The following is a 16,397-nucleotide window of genomic DNA, read 5'->3' as shown; positions in this document are numbered from 1 at the left end:
GCCACGGGGGACGTGCTCGTTGCTGTGCCCTCGCGCCCCTGCAGGGGTGCTCAGGCGTTGGCGAACTCCGTTTCGATGCGAAACAGGTTCTTGGTGCCTTCACCGCCGCCTGGCAGTGAAATGGGCACCTGGCCCATCGGTGTGATCGAGATGCGCTGGCCGTCCTGGCATTCCAGGCGTTCCATTTCACGCTCGATCTCCGTTCCACGGAAGGACATCTCGGCACCGTTGTCCAGCTGCAGCACGACCTGGAACACCTCGTAGGGGTTTCCTTTGCGTGGAGCAACTTTGGTCATGCCGCTGCGAGCGATGCGACCGACGTAGGTGATGCCTTTCATGGACTGGGCATGGAACACGTTGGCGGTGCTGGCGATGGTGGTCGCAGCCTGCTTCTGGCGTTCCTCACGGCGTTGCGTGACTGCTTGCTCGACCTGTTTGGGCAGGACGGGGGCATTCACTTGTTCGCGTGCCATGGTCTTTTGCAGCGTGGCCAGGGCTTGCGCCTGGGCCTGTGCTGAAGCGCTTGCCTGAGCGGTTGCCGAGGCAAGCGCTTCAGCGGCTGCTGCTTCGCGTGCTGCGGCTTGCTCATCGTCCTCTTCCCACGGTGCCCATTGCGGGGCGGCCTGGTCGGCGTTGCTGGGGCGACCACGGCGCATGGCAGTGGTGCGGGCCTCGGCGCCGATGCGGTTGATGAGTGCTTCAGCGAGCTCTACCGATTCGTCCTTGATGCTCGATGTGCCTTCCACAGGGTTGTAGAGGGCGTCGGGCAGGCTGAAACGGCGGCCTTTCATGATGGCGCGCAGGCGTGGCTCATTGATGATGAGGTCACGCTTGACGATGCATCGGTTCGTGTAGCCGCGCAGATGGACCACTCCAACGGCCGGCTGCAGAGGCAGACCACAGGTCCAGTCGGCAGCTTCGAAATCGAAACCTTGGACGTAGGCGGTCGCATCTTCCTCTACGGCTTCCGGGACCTCTTCATCTGCTTCCACGTTGAGGGCTAGTGCTTCTGTTGCCTCTGGCGTGCTAGTCGATTTCTGCTGAAGTGAACGTACGGAGCGTTTCGCGAGAGACTTCGCCAATCGGATTGGAATATTCACGATGGTGGCAACAAGAAGCAACTGCCATCCAAGTCTGATAAGGATGTACGTCGCCCACTCGAATGACCGCTCGATGACTCTCTCTAAGACTGGCTGGTGAGATTTTGACTGAGTGGCCTGCTTTTGAGCGGCGCCGTTGTTCGTCTTGTTGCTTTGCATTTGCTGGCTCCTGAAAAGATGTGCAAAAGGCCCGCACTCACGCGCTCTGGACCTGTGGAGGTCTGGAGGCGAGGCGGATGTTGTGAACAGAGAAAGCAGTACCCGCGCCCACTGGGAGCTTGGTGTCCCTGCGGGTGGTGGTGGTGAACTGCTGACAGCGCCGCAGCGTTAAAGCTGCGACTGGTGGGTGCTGTCTGAGGGTTGAAGAAAACCTTCAGACGACAGCAACCCCAAAGGGCAAGCGTGTTGCCCGAAGGGGTGAGGTTTGAATGCAATCACGCGAGGTGAAAGCACACGTTTGGTGTGCACGAGGCACACAACTGCTGGTGTTACGCAGCAGCCTTTTCCGACATCGTCGAGAAAGACCGGATCACCCGTGGCGCGCCTGGTGGCTCAGCTGCGCGCGTGGATGCTCGGGTTTTGCCCGTCATCTGCAGGATTGTCGATGCACCAAAGAGTGCGCGTCAAACGAAACAGGCCAGCGCGGGGGCTCGAACCCGCCGCTAGCCGTGGGGCTGGTGCCAAGTGCGCTCAGTACATGGGCATACCTGGCAAGCCTATTGGCGTTGCAGCGCCGCTGGCCAGCCCCACGGCGATCGCGATCAGAAATCGAGTTTTCTCGTCTGGCTCTGCCACTGGGCCTTGGTGGCGTCACCACCGGCCTGAATGAACCAGTTCTCGGTGAGCTGTCGACCGATTGTTTGCTTGCGCCCGCCGGCCATTTTTTCTTCGCGATCCGCCTGTAGGTGGTAGGTGCAAGAGATGATGGTCTGGTAGAACGTGTCGACTGTCAGGCCTTCTTTCAGCTTGCGACCCTCTTTGGCTTTTTCTTCCGCAGTGAGATTTCGACAGTCGAGACCCGTGACTTCGAACTGCGTGTAATTCCACTGCCAACCATCGTGAAGATTGCGCCAGGCCTTGATCACCTCAGGCGTTGGAACAACTGTTGGCTTGGATTGAATGATCGAACTCGTCTGGTCGCAACCGGCGAGCAGCGCGGCCATCGAGAGCGCCAGAGAGGCGAACAGCACGTGGACTGAACGGCGGGGGGATGTGGTGGTGATTTTCATGGGAGATTCCTCAAAATGAGAGTGGAGTTCTGAAGTCTTCAGGGTCGCGGCAAATCAGCGCCCGCAGTTGCTGGTGTCCAAGGCCCATTTGAAGCCATCGTGTTTCATCTGCGCAGTCCATCGCAGGATCTTGCCATCGCCGAACCTGCTCACGCAGCTGGCGTTCGTGCAGGTGGTCTCGCAGGTGTAGTGCTCGGTGGTCCTCGACGTGGTGCGCGCGGTCTGCACCGGTGCGCTTGACTTCACGCGCTTCCTCGCGTCGCGGTTCTTCTCGGCTTGTGCTGCCAGTGCTTTCATGGCGTTTGGGGTGGGCAGGGACTCGTCGTTGCTGACTCGCTGAGTCACCTTGCAGTCATCGGGCTTGCCGGGCAATTCCGCGCAGCCTTTCATAGCCCCCGCCGCCGCCGCTTCGCGGCCGGTGGCGACGGCGATGTAGCTGAGCTTGACGCGTTCCGACGCTGCAATGGCCACGTGCCCTTTGTGAGCGTCATTGCCCACGATGGCGCAGGTGTTGGGCGCGGACGATTTGCTCTTGCAGTCGGTCATGGCCTGCTTCTGGGCCTCCACGGGATCCGTGATGTTGTAGCGAACCCACGAGCCCCCGTCGCTGTTGGCGACTGCGAGCCAGACGGCGCCCTCGTCCCAGGCAGCGGTGCGGAGTTCACACGCCTTGTAGTTCTTGCGGCAACCGACCTTGGCGAGGTTGTTGGCTTCGCCGGGGTTTCGTGCGTAAGCTGCGTGATAGCCATCCTTGCCGACATAGACGACAAACGCCCCGCCGTTGGCGGCTTCGATCAGGACGTAGCAGGGCAGGCCCATTTTCTCGCAGCCCTTCACTGCCGCTTGCTCGGCCTCGCTCGCGCTGCCATAGCCGGTCGAGGTGTGCGTCCCAGAGTCTGCGTTTGCGGCCACCGCACCCCAGGCCATGCACAGGGCGGGCACCATCAGGAGTGCACCCATCACGGCGCGCTTGAGGATCAGTTGAAGGTTCATGTGTTCACAAAAAGTTGGTTTATGGAGATGCCATCTGATGGCTTCGAGAAATCGGTTTTCCTGCACTCAGGCTACAGAAGGTCTTCGACTTTTCAAGGGGGTATTCGCATCAAAGGTCCGGCTCGCGGTGGGCCACGGTGTTCACGCAGTTATCGTTCAGGGTGACGTTGCGAACCACGGAAGGTTTGCGCCTTGCCTGCCGGGATGGCGCCGCCGCATTCAGGATCTGGCGCTGGTGCATGGGGCGAAACATGGCCCACGTGTAGTGAGTCTTGCCTGCGGTGAGTTGGACTTCATACACGCCCTCGCCCGTGACTTCCGCGCGGGTGGATGGGAGCAACAGTGGAGCCTTCGCAGCGTTGGATTGCGTTCGCCGTTTTGAGTTGGGCGTTTGCTTCTCTATCGGCAGAAATTCGCCGAGGCTTTCAGGCCAGCAGATTGAGCTGAGTGCCCACACTGCCACTGGTGGCCAACGGCAGGTTGCCGGTGACGCTCTGCAGCAACGAAAGCGTGCCCGCGCCCTGCATGTCCATGGCCTTTTTCATGACGGCCACTTGCACTTCTTGAGTGGTGTTGGCCTGTTTGGCTGCCTCGACGGCACCAACCATTGCTGCGGGAGAAACGTCCACTTTTGGTCCTGGTGAATGGAGATCCCTCTCTATCGGTTGAATGAGGGAGATCTTGATCCCACTGGCCGCCCCGGGTGGCCCCGACGAATGAAACTTGCTCACCTTGCGCCTCGCACAGCACTGCTCACGGCATGCCCGGGGCCTTCTTCTTCCGAGGGGGCTTTTCAGGAAAACGCGTGGCCTGCGTGCCGTGGGTCCAAGCCTGCATGGCCTGATCCCACTGCTTCAGGAATGGATGCATGTCCTCGCTGGCCAGCTTATCAACCGCCTGGCGTTGCTCCTGCGTCAATTCCCCGAGCGGAAGCGGCATCATCTGGACCAACAGGTCACCGCGCACTCCCTTGCCCTCTGGCGTTGGCCATCCTTCACCTTTCACATACACCTCATGAGCCATGGACGGGAATCGCACCACCCGGGATCCGTCTAGAAGCGGCACAACCACCTCGCCCCCGGCGATCCACCGCCAAATTGACACCAGAGCGTTCACTTCCAGCACGCCATCTTCGTTGAGGTGGAGGTAATCGTGGGGCAGCACTTCGATGGAGCAATGGAGCTCGCCTTGCAGGTCGGGGCTGCTGGACTTGCCGCCCATTCCGAATTGAACGAGAACGTCTCCTGTGCGTGCCCCGGGCGGGGTTTTGATAACTGTGTTCCATTTGCGCATGGCGCCGAGGCCGTTGCCCTCACATGCTTTGCAACTCTCAAAGATCTGCCCGTGGCCTCGACAGGTTGGACACTCGACATTGGCTGAGCTCCACCTTTGGCTGTAGGAGCGGTCGGCTCGGATGGCGCCGGCTCCCCGACATGCTGTGCACTGGCGGCCATGGCGACTGGAGCGGCCGTCCCCCCCGCAGGTAGTGCAAAGGTCCTGTACCTCACCCTCCAGTTCTCGCACCGTGCCAAAGGCGGCCTCAAACAACGTCAGTTTGAGCTTGCGTTTGATGTTGCGCCCGCGTTTGCCGGGCACAGTGCCGCCGTAGAACTGCTGCCCTTGCCAGAATGGGTCTTGACGTTCTTGGTGAGCAGAGCGCCAGGGGCTGGAACTGCCTGAAAAGTCGAATGGGTTGCTCGAGGCGCCAACGCTGTTGAGATGCACCGTTGCAAAGGCGGCTACGACCTTGATGTCGTCAAACTCGCGGTCTGCGCTGCCAACGCAATCCTGGAACAACTTGAGCACACACTCCCAGGCGAGGTTGATGCGAACCATGCGGGTGGCGGCACTGGTCGAGGCATTCTTGTCGGGGTGCCAGACCATAGCCAGGCGCCTGTACTGGTGCCTGACATCGCCCAAGGTCGCCTCCTCGGTGAGTTCGAGTGCAGTTAGCGCCTCTCGGATGGACATCTGCGGCTTGTTCACCTGCACCTCACGGGCGTGTTGAGGATCGCAGGATACAACGCGAAAACAGCCTACGGCCCGCCACCTTTTTTCAACCCCTGCGCGCTTGCTTTCCTGATGCGATGCCGGGAGTAGTGCGATCTTGCAGCTCGGCCCGTGGTGCGTTGTCTGTGACGCTCGTGGGCGAAGGTGGCGCAGTGATGCTTTCTATTGCCTCTTGCAGATCCTTCCGCACGCCGGGCGTGTTAAAGATCACCAGCATTTCCTGCAAGGTTTCCCATTCTTTTTGAGAGACGACAACTGCGCTGCCTTGCTTGGCCCTGAGGAAGATGGGGTTGGCCGATTCGTTGGCCTTCTCGACCAGCGAAAACAGGTCCACCTGTTGAGGGGTGACTTTGAGAACGTTCATGGTGGTGTTTCTGATGAGCTTTCACCATCCTACGCCCCGAGTTTGCTTTGTTGGGGGCTTTTCAATAGGGTTGTTTGGAACTGCACCGGCCCGCCTCACCCTGCGCGGCCGGCCCTTTTCGTGGCGGTTCTCTTCTTTGGTTTGATTTCGCCAAAACGGCTCTCGGTTGAGCCCAATGTCCAGTCGCGCATGTCATCGTCCCATTTCGTGATGTGGGAGTTTTCCTGCTCCCTGGCCATCTGCTCGATGATCTTGCGATGCTCGGGGCTCACCTCGTTGGGCTTGAGGGGATCGAGCTGAACGATCAGATCACCGCGCTTGCTTGGATCTCTGCGAGTGGGCATGCCTTCACCTGCAACAGCGATGTGTTGTGCGTGGGCAGGGAAGGAAACGAGGCGAGAACCATTGAGAAGCGGGACCACGACATCGCCCCCAATCAGCCAGGTCCAATATGAAACTGGAACAATGACCCACAGGCTGTCATCGCCCAGTGCGTCGGCCGGGTCGGTGATGCTGAACAGCGGGTGATCGAGGATCTCGATGGAGAGGACAAGGTCGCCGTGGAGGTATTTGCTGCTGGATTGGCCGCCCTTGCCCTGCATCCGAACGACCCCCTGGTGGTGAGCACCCGGGGGGATGGTGACTTGCTCAGACCACTGGCGTATGTGCCCATGGCCGGAGCCCTCACACGCTGGGCATTTGTTTTCCTGGTAGCCGCTTCCCGCGCACGCGCTACAGCGTTGCGACATGGACCCGTACCTGTGTCTGGGGTTCGTGAAAATCCTGCCTTGCCCCCTGCATGGTTCGCAGAACTGGTGTGGCCCTTTGCGCCCCGAGCCACCGCAGCGTGAGCAGTTGTCGGTGACTTCCCCCTCCACCGTTCTCTTGCAGCCAAACACCGCCTCGAAAAGTGTGATTTTGATTTTGCGGGTGATCGTTCGCCCCCGCTTTGCGTACACCGGTTCGGTGTTGTTTCGCCTGGATCCACCAAAGGGTTGGTCATCGGTGAAGTGGTCTTCGTAGCCGCGCTGGCCAAACCCATCGAAACCACCGAACCCGCCTTCGGCGAATCCTTGCCCGCTGTCGTGTGTGGAGTACCCGGTATACGGCGTGCTGAAAAACAGGCACAGCACCTCGTAGGCCAGATTGATGCGCACCATGCGCGCGCCGGCCCCGGGGGTTTTGTTCTTGTCGGGGTGCCAGAGCTTGGCCAGACGCCGGTACTGGGTCTTGACCTCGGCGAGAGGCAAGCCTTCCGTGAGTTCGAGCTCACGATAAGCCTCTCGGTGGGACATCTGGGGCTTGTTCAAAGGCGGCTCAGAGGGATGTTTAGGACAGGAGGATACAACGCGTGAGCACCCATCTGGCCAGCCCCATCGTGGGCCGCCCCGTTCTCGCGGTTCACGCTTTTGCGGCGGCCTGGGGCTTCGGGAAACGCCACCATCTGCCCTTCTGTGCGTCGTTGCGCGAACGTCGCGGTGGCAGCGCGGTCCTCATTCCACTGGCCACCGATGCACGTCCACCCCAGCGAGAGCAGGATCTCGCTGGGGTGAGTGTCTTTGGTGTTGGTGGTGTTCTGCAGCAGCCACTGGATGGCATGAGGGCTGCAGGCGCTCGTCCACGCCTTTTGCGCAGCTTGCATGCGCTCAGAGCCCGACTCTGTTTCCAACATCCCAGTAATGGAGGTGTCTTGCTGCGCCATCGCGTTGCGCAAGTCCTGCCTGAGACTGACAAAAAGGACGGCCCTACGATGTGGGGCTCGTATCTTTCGTCTTCTGCTGCTGTTTGGGTTTCTTCTTGGGTTCGGGCGGGAGGTAGCGTGATTCTGCGGAGCCCTGCGCCCACTTCTCTATCTCCCTGTCCCAACTGGTCAGGTATTTGTTGCGTTCGTCGCGGGCCATCTGTTCGAGGAACTTGCGCTGCGCGACCTTCAGGCGAAAGTCCTGAGGTACCAGATTGACGATCAGGTCTCCCCGTTCGTGGGAGCCCAGCTCCTTGGGCCAACCCTGTCCCGCGATCCTGATCTCGTGGTCCATGGATGAGAACTCTACAAGCCTTGCCCCATCGAGCAGTGGGACCATGACCTTGCCGCCTAACAGCCATGTCCATTGCGAGATGGGAACGTAGGCATCCAGGCGGCCGCTCCTGGTCAGGCGGAACATTTCATTCTTTGTGATCCTCACATAGACGACGAGATCTCCCTGCAGGCCAGCAATCCCGGTGGAGACACCGAACCCGGGAATGCGCGTGCGACCGTCTTTGAGGCCCACCGGGAGTTTGACTGGCGTAGACCAGTAGCGGCTGGCTCGACGCCCAGTACCTCTACAGGTCCGGCAACTCATATTGGCTCCAGCACCCATGCATTCACCACAGGGGTCTTGTATCGTTCCTTCAAGGTCAAGTTCGCAACCGAACGCTGCCTCGAACATCGTCATCTCCACGCTGAGTTCAATGTCCCAGTTGCGCTGTTCGACCACAAACGCGCGCAATGTCCCCAGGTGAGGCGTGTCCGGTGTGTTCATTTCGGCCTTTCTTTTTATCAATCGTTCAAGGGTGAGGTGTTCAATCCAGCGCCCTGCAAAAGAGGCCTTGCCGGTGATGGGTGAGCGCTGCGTTCACACACCTACCGGCGCTGACATGTCGCACAGGCGCTGAAACTTGTGCATGACGCGTTGCATGCGCGTGTCCTCAAAAGAGCGGGCCTTGCTGCGATGAGGCCGCACCGATGTCCGGCAGTTTGTAGATACGCTGCATGCCAGCGCGAAAGTCCGACGTGCCGCCGAAGCTGGGGTGGCGCACGCGCTCCACCGGCGCGCCGAACTTGGCCCCGTAGCGTGCGGCGTCGTCGCCGATCGCAATGATGCTGCGGATACCGAGCCACTTCACCAACTCCGCATTGAGCTCATCAACGAGGCGAAGCTCTCCGGCCGTGAACTTGCGGTTCGTGAACGGGGCATCCACTTCGTGGGGGTGAAACGGAAACACGTTCCAGAGCAGCGGGGGCACATCGAGGCGGTCCAGCAGGCGCCAGATCTCTGCGGCTGTGCGCTCTTTCATGACGGGCCCGGTGGTGACTTTGGCGGCCTGGGCGCCCGGGTACCGGCGCGCGACGGAACTGAGGTGCTGTTCGTCCGTGAGGGCCAGACCGGTGCGCCGCCCGCCACGGTGGCCCAGGTCGCGCCCCATCCAGATGGTGTCCACCCCCAGCGCCTGGACGGCATCGAGGTAGCTTTGAAGTGAGTTGCGCCGGCTCTCGGCGGCATGGGCCTGGTCGTGCACCCCGCACTGGTCGGCATAGGGGTTGAACACGTTGGGCAGGCGGATCGATGCCAGTGCCTGAACAAATTTCTCTGCGTTCATTTGATGTGTCCTGTTCTGAGTTGCAGATAAGCCGCGATGTCGGGTCTCACGCGCGCACCGGCGCCGGCATGTCGCACAGACGCTGGAACTTGCGCATGACGCGCTGCATGCGTCGGTTCTTGTGGGTGGCCAGCGCTCGCAGGGGCTCCCAGCGCGCGTTGTGCACTTCCTCAAGCTGCGGGGTGAGCGCGCTGGTGGACTCGGCCATGGCCAGGAACAGGAAGTCGTGGTGCAGGTGTGCCTTCTCAGCCTTGGCAGGGTTGTCCGGGATGCTGTGGGTGTCGATGTCGAACACCGGTGGGTTGCTGTCGCCGTCGAGCCCCTGCTGCAGGTCCGGCAACGCGTGAAAGTTGCTTTGCCACGGTTGGTTGAGTGGGACACCCTTGATCTGGGTCACACCGGTTTCCTCGCGGACCTCGCGCGCCGCGGCTGCCCACAGGCTGGCATCGCGCTCGAAGTGGCCACCAGGCACCAGCCACAGGCCGCTGGCTTTGTGGTGCACGAGAAGTGCGTGCAGTTCGCCATGGGCATCGGGTGCGAGCACCAGCGCGCTGGCGGTGAGGTGGCCGAACATGTTGGCGCGGCTGAAGAGGTCGCGCGCGCCGGGCTTTGCACTTCGTCTGAGCTGGCGACCCAGCGCTGCCAGGGAGGTGTTGTAGCCGTGCGGGTGCAGGTCAAAGCTGGAGAGGGGGCGCGACCAGTAGGCATCGATCTGGGCGCTGGCCTGCAGGGGCAAGGGCGGCAATGACAGCGGCAATGACAGCGGGTTGTGCGTGGGGCTCATTCGGTGACTGGCTTCATCGGGTGTGAACACAGCTTGCCATGTGGTCGCCCGAACTCAATGGGGTCAACCAACCGGAATTCATGTGTTGGCACAAAGTTGCTTTTTCTGCCGGTCTACCAGATTGAGAACACCCATCCAGAGCCGCGATCCGCAGTCAGGCCAGAGCCGGACGCCAAACCACCTGCGGGTCAGTCCCAGTCGAACTCAAACGTGTGTTCGCAAAGTCCGCCGGTTGTAAAGCCGCTTCGCACCAGCATGCAGTTCGGGATGCACGCCTTGATGGCGGCCGATGCATGGTCATCCTGAATTGGCACGATGAACATGCCTGTGAGCGCGAAGGCACCATCACCCAGGGTGTGCACACCGATCCCGGTCAAAAACATCGGGTAGGGGTAGCCCAGGGCGCGCGTGGTGTCGGCCACCTGAAAGACGCTTTTCCCTTCCTCAGGCACGACGGATGAGAAAACCACGGCTGGAAGCGGGTGGCGGATGCACAGCTGGCCTGTCTTCTGAACGGCGCTCATGCTCTGCGGGGTCTTCGCGCTCACCCGGGGTGCTTGCAGCTTCGGGATGACAAGTCCCATGGCGCTTGGCGATCGCATCGTTTCACGGTCATCCGCATAGATGACGCCTGCGATGTTCACCCCGCGCGCGTTGTACCGCCGAAGTTCCTTCACGGCATTGGCCACCAGCACGTCGATGTCACCGGCACTCAGCCTCACCGGTCCGGCTTCCTCGAGCGACCTTTCGATGAGGTGGGTTCGTCGAGCCCAGTCTGTGTCGTTCGACTCAAACCGCTCTACCGCGCCAGCCACGCCCTCTTCAGCTGCAACGTTCCAAAACAGGTAGGCGGCGAAATCTTGGAGATAGGATTCCTGCGGTGTCATCGGTTCCTCGTGCGTGTTGATCCACCGATGTTATCGGCTCAACCCCACGCTCACCACCCGAACACCCGGATGAAGCCGTCGAGCGCAGGATCCGGATCGGAACTCTTGAGCCAGCTCTTGAGCACGATCTGGCGCTGAACCAACTTGTTGAGTTTGGCTTCCAGCGCTTCGGTCCGAGCGGCCATCCCCTGCAGGCCGTCGCCCTCATCCTTCATGCGCACGGTGATCTCGATGTACTGGCCGCTGCTCAGACCCTGCCCCAGTGCGGCGCTGCCGGTGAGCCAGGCGATGTCGGCTGCGAACTCACGGAACACATTGGCCACGTTGGATTGCTCCAACACGTCGACCAGGTTGTTGAGCAGCATGCGGGACTCACGGGTCATCTTGCCGCCTGCGATCTGGAAGCGCGAGCCGTTGTAGGCACTGGAGATGGACGGACGTGCATGGCCCAGCGCCCGTGACACTGCCAATTCGGCTTGCTCCACCGCGCCCAGGCGGTCTTCATACTCCTGTTGGGTGTGGACACCTTCCACCGGTGGACGCAGGCCGGAGATCTCCTCGTACAGGTTGGCTGCAAACTCGTGACGCAGGCCGTGGCCGGTAACCCCCAGCTGAGCCTTGGTCACTCCCACCTTCCTCATCACGGTGTAGAAGCGGTCTTTGGCCTGCTGCACGGTTTGGCGCTTGCGCAGCAACACGCCGCGCGGGTGCATCTGTGCCGCGATCTTGGCCTCCTCCACCAGCTGGCGCTGCAGGGCCGCCCGCACGGGGTCGCTCGAGTAATCCACAAAGCGCACGCGCCCGCCTTTCGCTCCGTCCAGGATGAGCAAGCGCCGGGGATCGTCGGTGGCATTGGGTTGCCAGTGCAGGACTTCGTTCAAGCGCATGCCGAACAGAACCTCACACTTGAGCTGGATGCCCACGAGCGAATCCTCGGCATACACATCCTTGACGACTTGGTGCGGGTCGACGCCCTTCATGGACCAACTCTTGCTGGTGGTGGCCACCTGCGTTCTGCGCAAGCCGCCGTGGTCGATGCCCTTCTGCGCGAGCATGTCGTACAGCTTGACGGCCTTGGGCAGTGCATCCTCCTTGCCCACCAGCGTGAAGAACTTCCTCAGCGCGCTCAGCTTGGTCTGGATGGTTGCGGCCGCCTGGTCTTCATCCTTCCAGTAGGAGATGAGCGCGACGGCGTGCTTGCCGCTCAGGTCGCTCAGGTTCTGGATCGGCATCCCGATTTCCTTCAGCTGGGCGACGGCGCGCATGAGGTTGTCGCCAAAGTCACTTCTCGTTTTGTCACTGACCTGCCGTGCGCGGCCAGTCGCGGCTGGCATGCGCGTCTTCTCCATGAACTTCGCCACCTGGCGTTTGATGTCGCCGCGGTACCGGGCCACGACCTCCTTGAGCAGCGCCTCGCTCAGGCCCGCACCTGCACGCCGGCGTTGTGCGCTCAGCTTTTCGCGCTTGGCCTGCGCACTCATGCTGGCATTGACTTTCTTCGCCTCTGCCCTCTCACGAGCAAGACGGGCTTTCAGGCTCTCGCCCTCGCCCGGCCCGCCCTCAGGCGAACCATCCTGCTGTCCAGTGAAATCATCATCGCGCATGGCTTTCATTCCTTATCACGTAAAGCAACTTTTTCAAGGGCTGGTTGAGCACCTGCCCACCCGAAACCCACCTGTGGGGCTTCACCTGTGCACCCTGCAAACGAATTGCAAGCCGCTCGCACAGATCAAGCCCCATCGCCTCAATAAACCAACTTTTCGCCCGCGCCTGGTGCAACAGCGCAATGCACCCCACCTCTCGCGAACCCCTCTCTCACACGTCCCTGCTCTATCCACCCCTGTTCAGGCCCAGAGGCACGGCACACCCAAGTCAAATCTGATTTCGTCTTTAGCAACATCTCCTACCCAGCAATGATTTCTTGCGTGGATTCCCTCTTGCGAGGGCAACTCAACGCAGTGATGCGCGTTGAGAAGGGTTAACCGCACGCCAACACAGGCGCACAGGGTCGAGAGGGCGACCACCCGGGAAGTAGCTGTTCGCTACCCAATCTCTCTCACTTCACCCCCGGACTTGGTCGGAGGCGCCAGTGACAATCTATGTCCCGCATATACCCAATTACGCCGTACTGGCTCCCGACTAAAGAGTCAGGCGGTATCGCTCGTTTGCTGCCGCACCCCAAGGGGCCCGGCTCACAAAATCATGTCGTGGTACGTGAGATAACGATTCCGCTAACGCGGCCACACAAACGCCATCGCAGGGGATGACGCTTGCAGGTAGGCCTGTACAGGCCGTGGATGTTGTTGCTAGTGGGCAAGGTCAAAAAACTGACTTCACCACTTCCGTTCCGCATCAAGGGCTCGGCTGCTGGTCACACTGGACCGGGCAACGAGGCCAGTTAAGGCTCGTTGTGTTGCTACATGCACATGGCTTGCAGCAGGGGTTCCTCACGGTGGAGGTTGGATGGAGTTACCCATCCCGAAGGCGGAGGGAACTAGCCCCTCTGAGATGTCACATGGACATGCACGGAGCGAAAGATAAGCGGCCCGACCACAGGCAGCAACCCAATCCGGCCAGTTTGTTGTGAATAACTCGTTCTCAGCGGTCGCCGGTTCAGAACCCATTATTTGTTCTGTGCCCGTTTCACTACTGGTGACTTCTTCCGGAAGCCTCATTCCATAAGCCCTGATCATCACTCTGTGTGGGATCCCGGATGGGGCAAGACGGTGCCAATGCCTGTTGACAACTGAGTCGATCGGGGGCGGACTGCAGCCGTAATGTGGTTTTGCAAACGACTGTGCCCCCTTCTTGTGGGTGATCTAGATGCGCTGGTGGGCGTCGCAGGCCCATTCCAGGGGTATCCAGGTTGATCAAGGAAGCGGAGGCCTCGGCGCTGCCGATTTCCAGAGGTGGTCTTGGGCAGGTCTTGAGACGGTTTGCAGACTTATCCAAACACGATTTCGCAGAGGAAAAGCTATCACCGGGCTCTTGGGACGGTTTTGAGACGGTTTTGAGCATGTTTCCAGACTCTTCTCTTCCAAACTGGCCGGAACGGTTTGCCACCTGTGGAGGCCGCCAACAGAATCCACTGCAGCACAAGGTCGTGCAGGAAAAAACATGGAGAGTTCCTATGCAGCGAGATATGAAAGTGGTGAAAGTGGACGCACGCGCAATTGACGTCGGCTACTTCAACGTCAAGTACACCAACGGTCGCAAGGCCTACGAGGGAATGAACCAGATCTCAACGCATCTCTTCCCTTCCCTCGCGCCGCGCGTGGCCACGAATCGGCGGATGTCGGACTCCACCACTCTTCGGGCAGATGGATGCATGGTCGAGGTGGCTGGCGTGACCTACTTTGTGGGGAAGGATTCGGTTTTCCAGAGCACGGGTAAGGAGCCACGCAGTGTGCTGCCCAACTACAGCGCCAGCGACAAGTACCTTGCCTTGATGCGAGGTGCGCTGAACTACATGGCAGAGGACGCGGCCGCTGAACATGAACTGGTGATCGACCACTTGGTCCTGGGTTTGCCGCTCAACAACTTCAGCGAGTACCGCGACGCGTTGAAGGAGCGTGCCTTGGGAGAGCATTTGATCGGCCAGGCATCAGGAGGTGGTCCGTTCAAGCGGGTGACAGTCAATCACGTCACGGTGATGGTCCAACCGCAAGGAGCGCTGTTGAACTTCGGCGCTCAAAATCCGCAGTCCGGCGCGCGCAAAGGTTGGACGCTCGTCGTGGATGCCGGTGGCGGCACACTGGATTGGTTTGTCTCGCAAGGTCGTGTGCCCAACTGGGCTCGCTCCGGCGCGTATCCCAAGTCGATGCTGGCCTGCGCCTATGCCGTTGCGGATCAAATTGACCCGGATTACAAGAACCAGTTTGAAGTCATCGAGATCATTGACGAGGCGATTCGCCATCGTTCGGAGTCGTTCAAGCTCGCCGGCGACGAATACCAGATGAGCCAGTTCCAGAGTTCGATCGACGCCGTGCTCCAGGAGTCGGTCGACGCGATGCTCTCAACAATTGAAAGCACGGCCGCGGTGTCAACCGTTCTGATGACGGGTGGCGGAGCAAAGGTCTTTCAACACTTCATTGCCAAGCACCATCCGAAGCTCGCCAAGATCATGGAGTTGGATCCAGACTCCGTTTTCTCCAACGTTCGTGGGTTTCAGATCGCCGCCGAAATCGCCCACCCCGGCAAGCGTTGATCAACAACTGATTGGAGTCGAAGATGGCAATGCAGCCCAAAGACAAGGATCTGGAGATAGAGGCAGGCGGAATCTTGATCAAGATGACTGTCCAGCCTTCGATGGGCGATGTATTCGACTATCTCAACTCTCTGCCCGCGAGAGCGCGATTCCGCGAAGCGCTGTATCTGCTTCGGGTTGGCTTTGACATCCGGTCGGGTGTTGTGCAGCACCAGGCGGCTGCCTTACCGAGGGCGGGCATGGTCTCTCACCAGTCAACAGCCAACGAAGGATTGAGCACACAAGCGGCAACGCAGTTGAGGTCGAGTGACAACGAGAACGTGACCAGGTTGTACGGCGAGGATCTCACCAGCTTCCTGGAGCCGCATTCCTGACTGCTTCGCTCAACCCCGTTCGCAGCCATGCGAACAAGAGGCCGGGTTCTCCCGGTCTTTTTTTTGGCCAAGGCGAAACAGGCCCTTGACACAGACCTCTTCTATGAGAATCTATGTTCATCCCAACCAAATAGTACGGTGAACAAGATGAACAACCCAACCAACGCCACTCTCTCCGCAAGCAGCTTTCGCACCCACTACGAAGCCTCCTACGTGCCCACCAAGATGTTCAAATCTACTGCCACCGTCCGCCCCAAGGCCGCCGTCGTCAAAGCCTCCAGCAGCCGCCATTGGCTTCTTGACTCTGACGAAGGACGCGACTTGCTCAAGCTGAAGCTCAAGCGTGAAGTGCCGGGCACGAAGACGTCGGTGTTCGGCAATGACGAACATTTGGATGCAGATCTGGACCACATGATCGACCTGCTGGGCCTGCGTAACTGGGCAAAGCCAGTGGGCTTCATTGCCAAGATCGGTGCTTTCTTCACGCTCGTGAAGTTTCACACTGAGCTTTCGCTGGGCTACTCCGCTCCTTCGTTCCGTGGCATTTCCCGGGGCTGAGCTATCGCTGCCGAAGTGCACGTTCCCGCCGCCACCTAACGACCGTGGGCAGACGTGTAGGGCCAAACTGATTACCAACCCACCTTTTGCCGCTTCATATGCCCTACGCCGTGGATATCGACATGTCGTTTCAGTTCTACCCGCAGCGCTCGGAGCCGGACGGTCCTGCCGCCGCGGCTGCCGAAGGCTCGGACACAGAAGCTCGGCATTGGCTCTTGGGAACAGTTTATGGGCGCGATCTACTCAAGGCAGCGCTGCGCCAGGAGCGCCCGGATCTCGTAGTGCCCGAATTCAAGACGGCGCTGCACCTCGATCCACAACTGGACGAGATGATCGACAAACTGGGCCTGCGGCACTGGCTGCGGCCTACCAGCTTGGTCGACCGTGCGAACTATCTACGCGTTGTCATGCGCATGGTGATGGCCTTGAGCGCGGGTCAGGCCGTCGATGCGGCGGCGTTGGCCATGTAGCCGGGTCGCGGACATCCAGTGGGCGGCGTATGCAGTACCCACAACGAAAAAGGCCCTGGAC

General features: G+C 60.3%; 18 protein-coding genes. 4 read left to right on the top strand and 14 right to left on the bottom strand.

What is annotated here, in order from left to right; all coding sequences use genetic code 11:
* Nucleotides 1-50 precede the first annotated feature (50 nt).
* The 14 genes from ACN4F8_RS03775 to ACN4F8_RS03710 form a co-directional block, all read right to left on the bottom strand.
* Nucleotides 51-1,259, bottom strand: a complete 1,209-nt coding sequence (locus tag ACN4F8_RS03775) for a hypothetical protein (RefSeq protein WP_419472347.1) — start codon at nucleotides 1,257-1,259, stop codon at nucleotides 51-53.
* 602 nt (nucleotides 1,260-1,861) lie between these two features.
* Entirely contained in the window at nucleotides 1,862-2,329 is a 468-nt protein-coding gene (locus ACN4F8_RS03770) for a hypothetical protein (protein ID WP_419472346.1), read from the bottom strand.
* A 54-nt stretch (nucleotides 2,330-2,383) separates the two neighbouring features.
* The gene (locus tag ACN4F8_RS03765; RefSeq protein ID WP_419472345.1) at nucleotides 2,384-3,322 is read right to left on the bottom strand and encodes a DUF4189 domain-containing protein; all 939 of its coding nucleotides are present in this window, start codon (nucleotides 3,320-3,322) and stop codon (nucleotides 2,384-2,386) included.
* A gap of 109 nt (nucleotides 3,323-3,431) precedes the next feature.
* Nucleotides 3,432-3,662: a hypothetical protein gene (locus tag ACN4F8_RS03760; RefSeq protein WP_419472344.1), complete on the bottom strand. Its 231-nt coding sequence runs from the start codon at nucleotides 3,660-3,662 to the stop codon at nucleotides 3,432-3,434.
* Nucleotides 3,663-3,747: 85 nt separating this feature from the next.
* The gene (locus tag ACN4F8_RS03755) at nucleotides 3,748-3,951 is read right to left on the bottom strand and encodes a putative motility protein (RefSeq protein WP_236574442.1); all 204 of its coding nucleotides are present in this window, start codon (nucleotides 3,949-3,951) and stop codon (nucleotides 3,748-3,750) included.
* Nucleotides 3,952-4,075: 124 nt separating this feature from the next.
* The gene (locus ACN4F8_RS03750; protein ID WP_162147768.1) at nucleotides 4,076-5,308 is read right to left on the bottom strand and encodes a DnaJ C-terminal domain-containing protein; all 1,233 of its coding nucleotides are present in this window, start codon (nucleotides 5,306-5,308) and stop codon (nucleotides 4,076-4,078) included.
* Nucleotides 5,309-5,378: 70 nt separating this feature from the next.
* Nucleotides 5,379-5,696, bottom strand: a complete 318-nt coding sequence (locus tag ACN4F8_RS03745; protein ID WP_159608932.1) for a type II toxin-antitoxin system Phd/YefM family antitoxin — start codon at nucleotides 5,694-5,696, stop codon at nucleotides 5,379-5,381.
* Nucleotides 5,697-5,791: 95 nt separating this feature from the next.
* Complete coding sequence (locus tag ACN4F8_RS03740; protein WP_159608931.1) at nucleotides 5,792-7,006, bottom strand: DnaJ C-terminal domain-containing protein; 1,215 nt, start codon at nucleotides 7,004-7,006, stop codon at nucleotides 5,792-5,794.
* Nucleotides 7,003-7,398, bottom strand: a complete 396-nt coding sequence (locus ACN4F8_RS03735; RefSeq protein ID WP_419472343.1) for a hypothetical protein — start codon at nucleotides 7,396-7,398, stop codon at nucleotides 7,003-7,005. Before ACN4F8_RS03735 ends, ACN4F8_RS03740 begins: the two co-directional genes overlap by 4 nt.
* Nucleotides 7,399-7,441: 43 nt before the next feature.
* Nucleotides 7,442-8,218 (bottom strand): DnaJ C-terminal domain-containing protein, encoded by a 777-nt coding sequence (locus tag ACN4F8_RS03730; protein ID WP_419472342.1) that lies wholly within the window; start codon nucleotides 8,216-8,218, stop codon nucleotides 7,442-7,444.
* Nucleotides 8,219-8,384: 166 nt separating this feature from the next.
* Entirely contained in the window at nucleotides 8,385-9,056 is a 672-nt protein-coding gene (locus ACN4F8_RS03725) for a uracil-DNA glycosylase (protein WP_159608928.1), read from the bottom strand.
* Between the two features lie 46 nt (nucleotides 9,057-9,102).
* Nucleotides 9,103-9,840, bottom strand: coding sequence for an NUDIX hydrolase (locus ACN4F8_RS03720; protein WP_159608927.1), 738 nt, complete (start codon nucleotides 9,838-9,840; stop codon nucleotides 9,103-9,105).
* A gap of 188 nt (nucleotides 9,841-10,028) precedes the next feature.
* Nucleotides 10,029-10,727 (bottom strand): hypothetical protein, encoded by a 699-nt coding sequence (locus tag ACN4F8_RS03715; RefSeq protein ID WP_159608926.1) that lies wholly within the window; start codon nucleotides 10,725-10,727, stop codon nucleotides 10,029-10,031.
* Between the two features lie 50 nt (nucleotides 10,728-10,777).
* Nucleotides 10,778-12,331 (bottom strand): tyrosine-type recombinase/integrase, encoded by a 1,554-nt coding sequence (locus tag ACN4F8_RS03710; RefSeq protein WP_159608925.1) that lies wholly within the window; start codon nucleotides 12,329-12,331, stop codon nucleotides 10,778-10,780.
* A gap of 1,262 nt (nucleotides 12,332-13,593) precedes the next feature.
* Between ACN4F8_RS03710 and ACN4F8_RS03705 the strand changes: the two genes are divergently transcribed.
* The 4 genes from ACN4F8_RS03705 to ACN4F8_RS03690 all read left to right on the top strand — a co-directional run bounded on the left by ACN4F8_RS03705 (nucleotide 13,594) and on the right by ACN4F8_RS03690 (nucleotide 16,336).
* Nucleotides 13,594-14,934 carry a hypothetical protein gene (locus ACN4F8_RS03705; RefSeq protein WP_419472341.1) on the top strand — a complete coding sequence of 447 codons (1,341 nt, stop codon included), beginning with the start codon at nucleotides 13,594-13,596 and terminating at the stop codon, nucleotides 14,932-14,934.
* A gap of 23 nt (nucleotides 14,935-14,957) precedes the next feature.
* On the top strand, nucleotides 14,958-15,308 hold the full coding sequence (locus ACN4F8_RS03700; protein ID WP_159608923.1) for a hypothetical protein: 351 nt from the start codon (nucleotides 14,958-14,960) through the stop codon (nucleotides 15,306-15,308).
* 138 nt (nucleotides 15,309-15,446) lie between these two features.
* Nucleotides 15,447-15,866 (top strand): hypothetical protein, encoded by a 420-nt coding sequence (locus tag ACN4F8_RS03695; RefSeq protein ID WP_419472340.1) that lies wholly within the window; start codon nucleotides 15,447-15,449, stop codon nucleotides 15,864-15,866.
* A gap of 98 nt (nucleotides 15,867-15,964) precedes the next feature.
* Nucleotides 15,965-16,336 carry a hypothetical protein gene (locus ACN4F8_RS03690; RefSeq protein ID WP_159608921.1) on the top strand — a complete coding sequence of 124 codons (372 nt, stop codon included), beginning with the start codon at nucleotides 15,965-15,967 and terminating at the stop codon, nucleotides 16,334-16,336.
* Nucleotides 16,337-16,397 lie beyond the last annotated feature (61 nt).

The organism is Hydrogenophaga sp. (assembly GCF_048549895.1).
Lineage (GTDB): Bacteria > Pseudomonadota > Gammaproteobacteria > Burkholderiales > Burkholderiaceae_C > Hydrogenophaga.
This window is presented reverse-complemented; position numbering and strand designations above follow the sequence as displayed.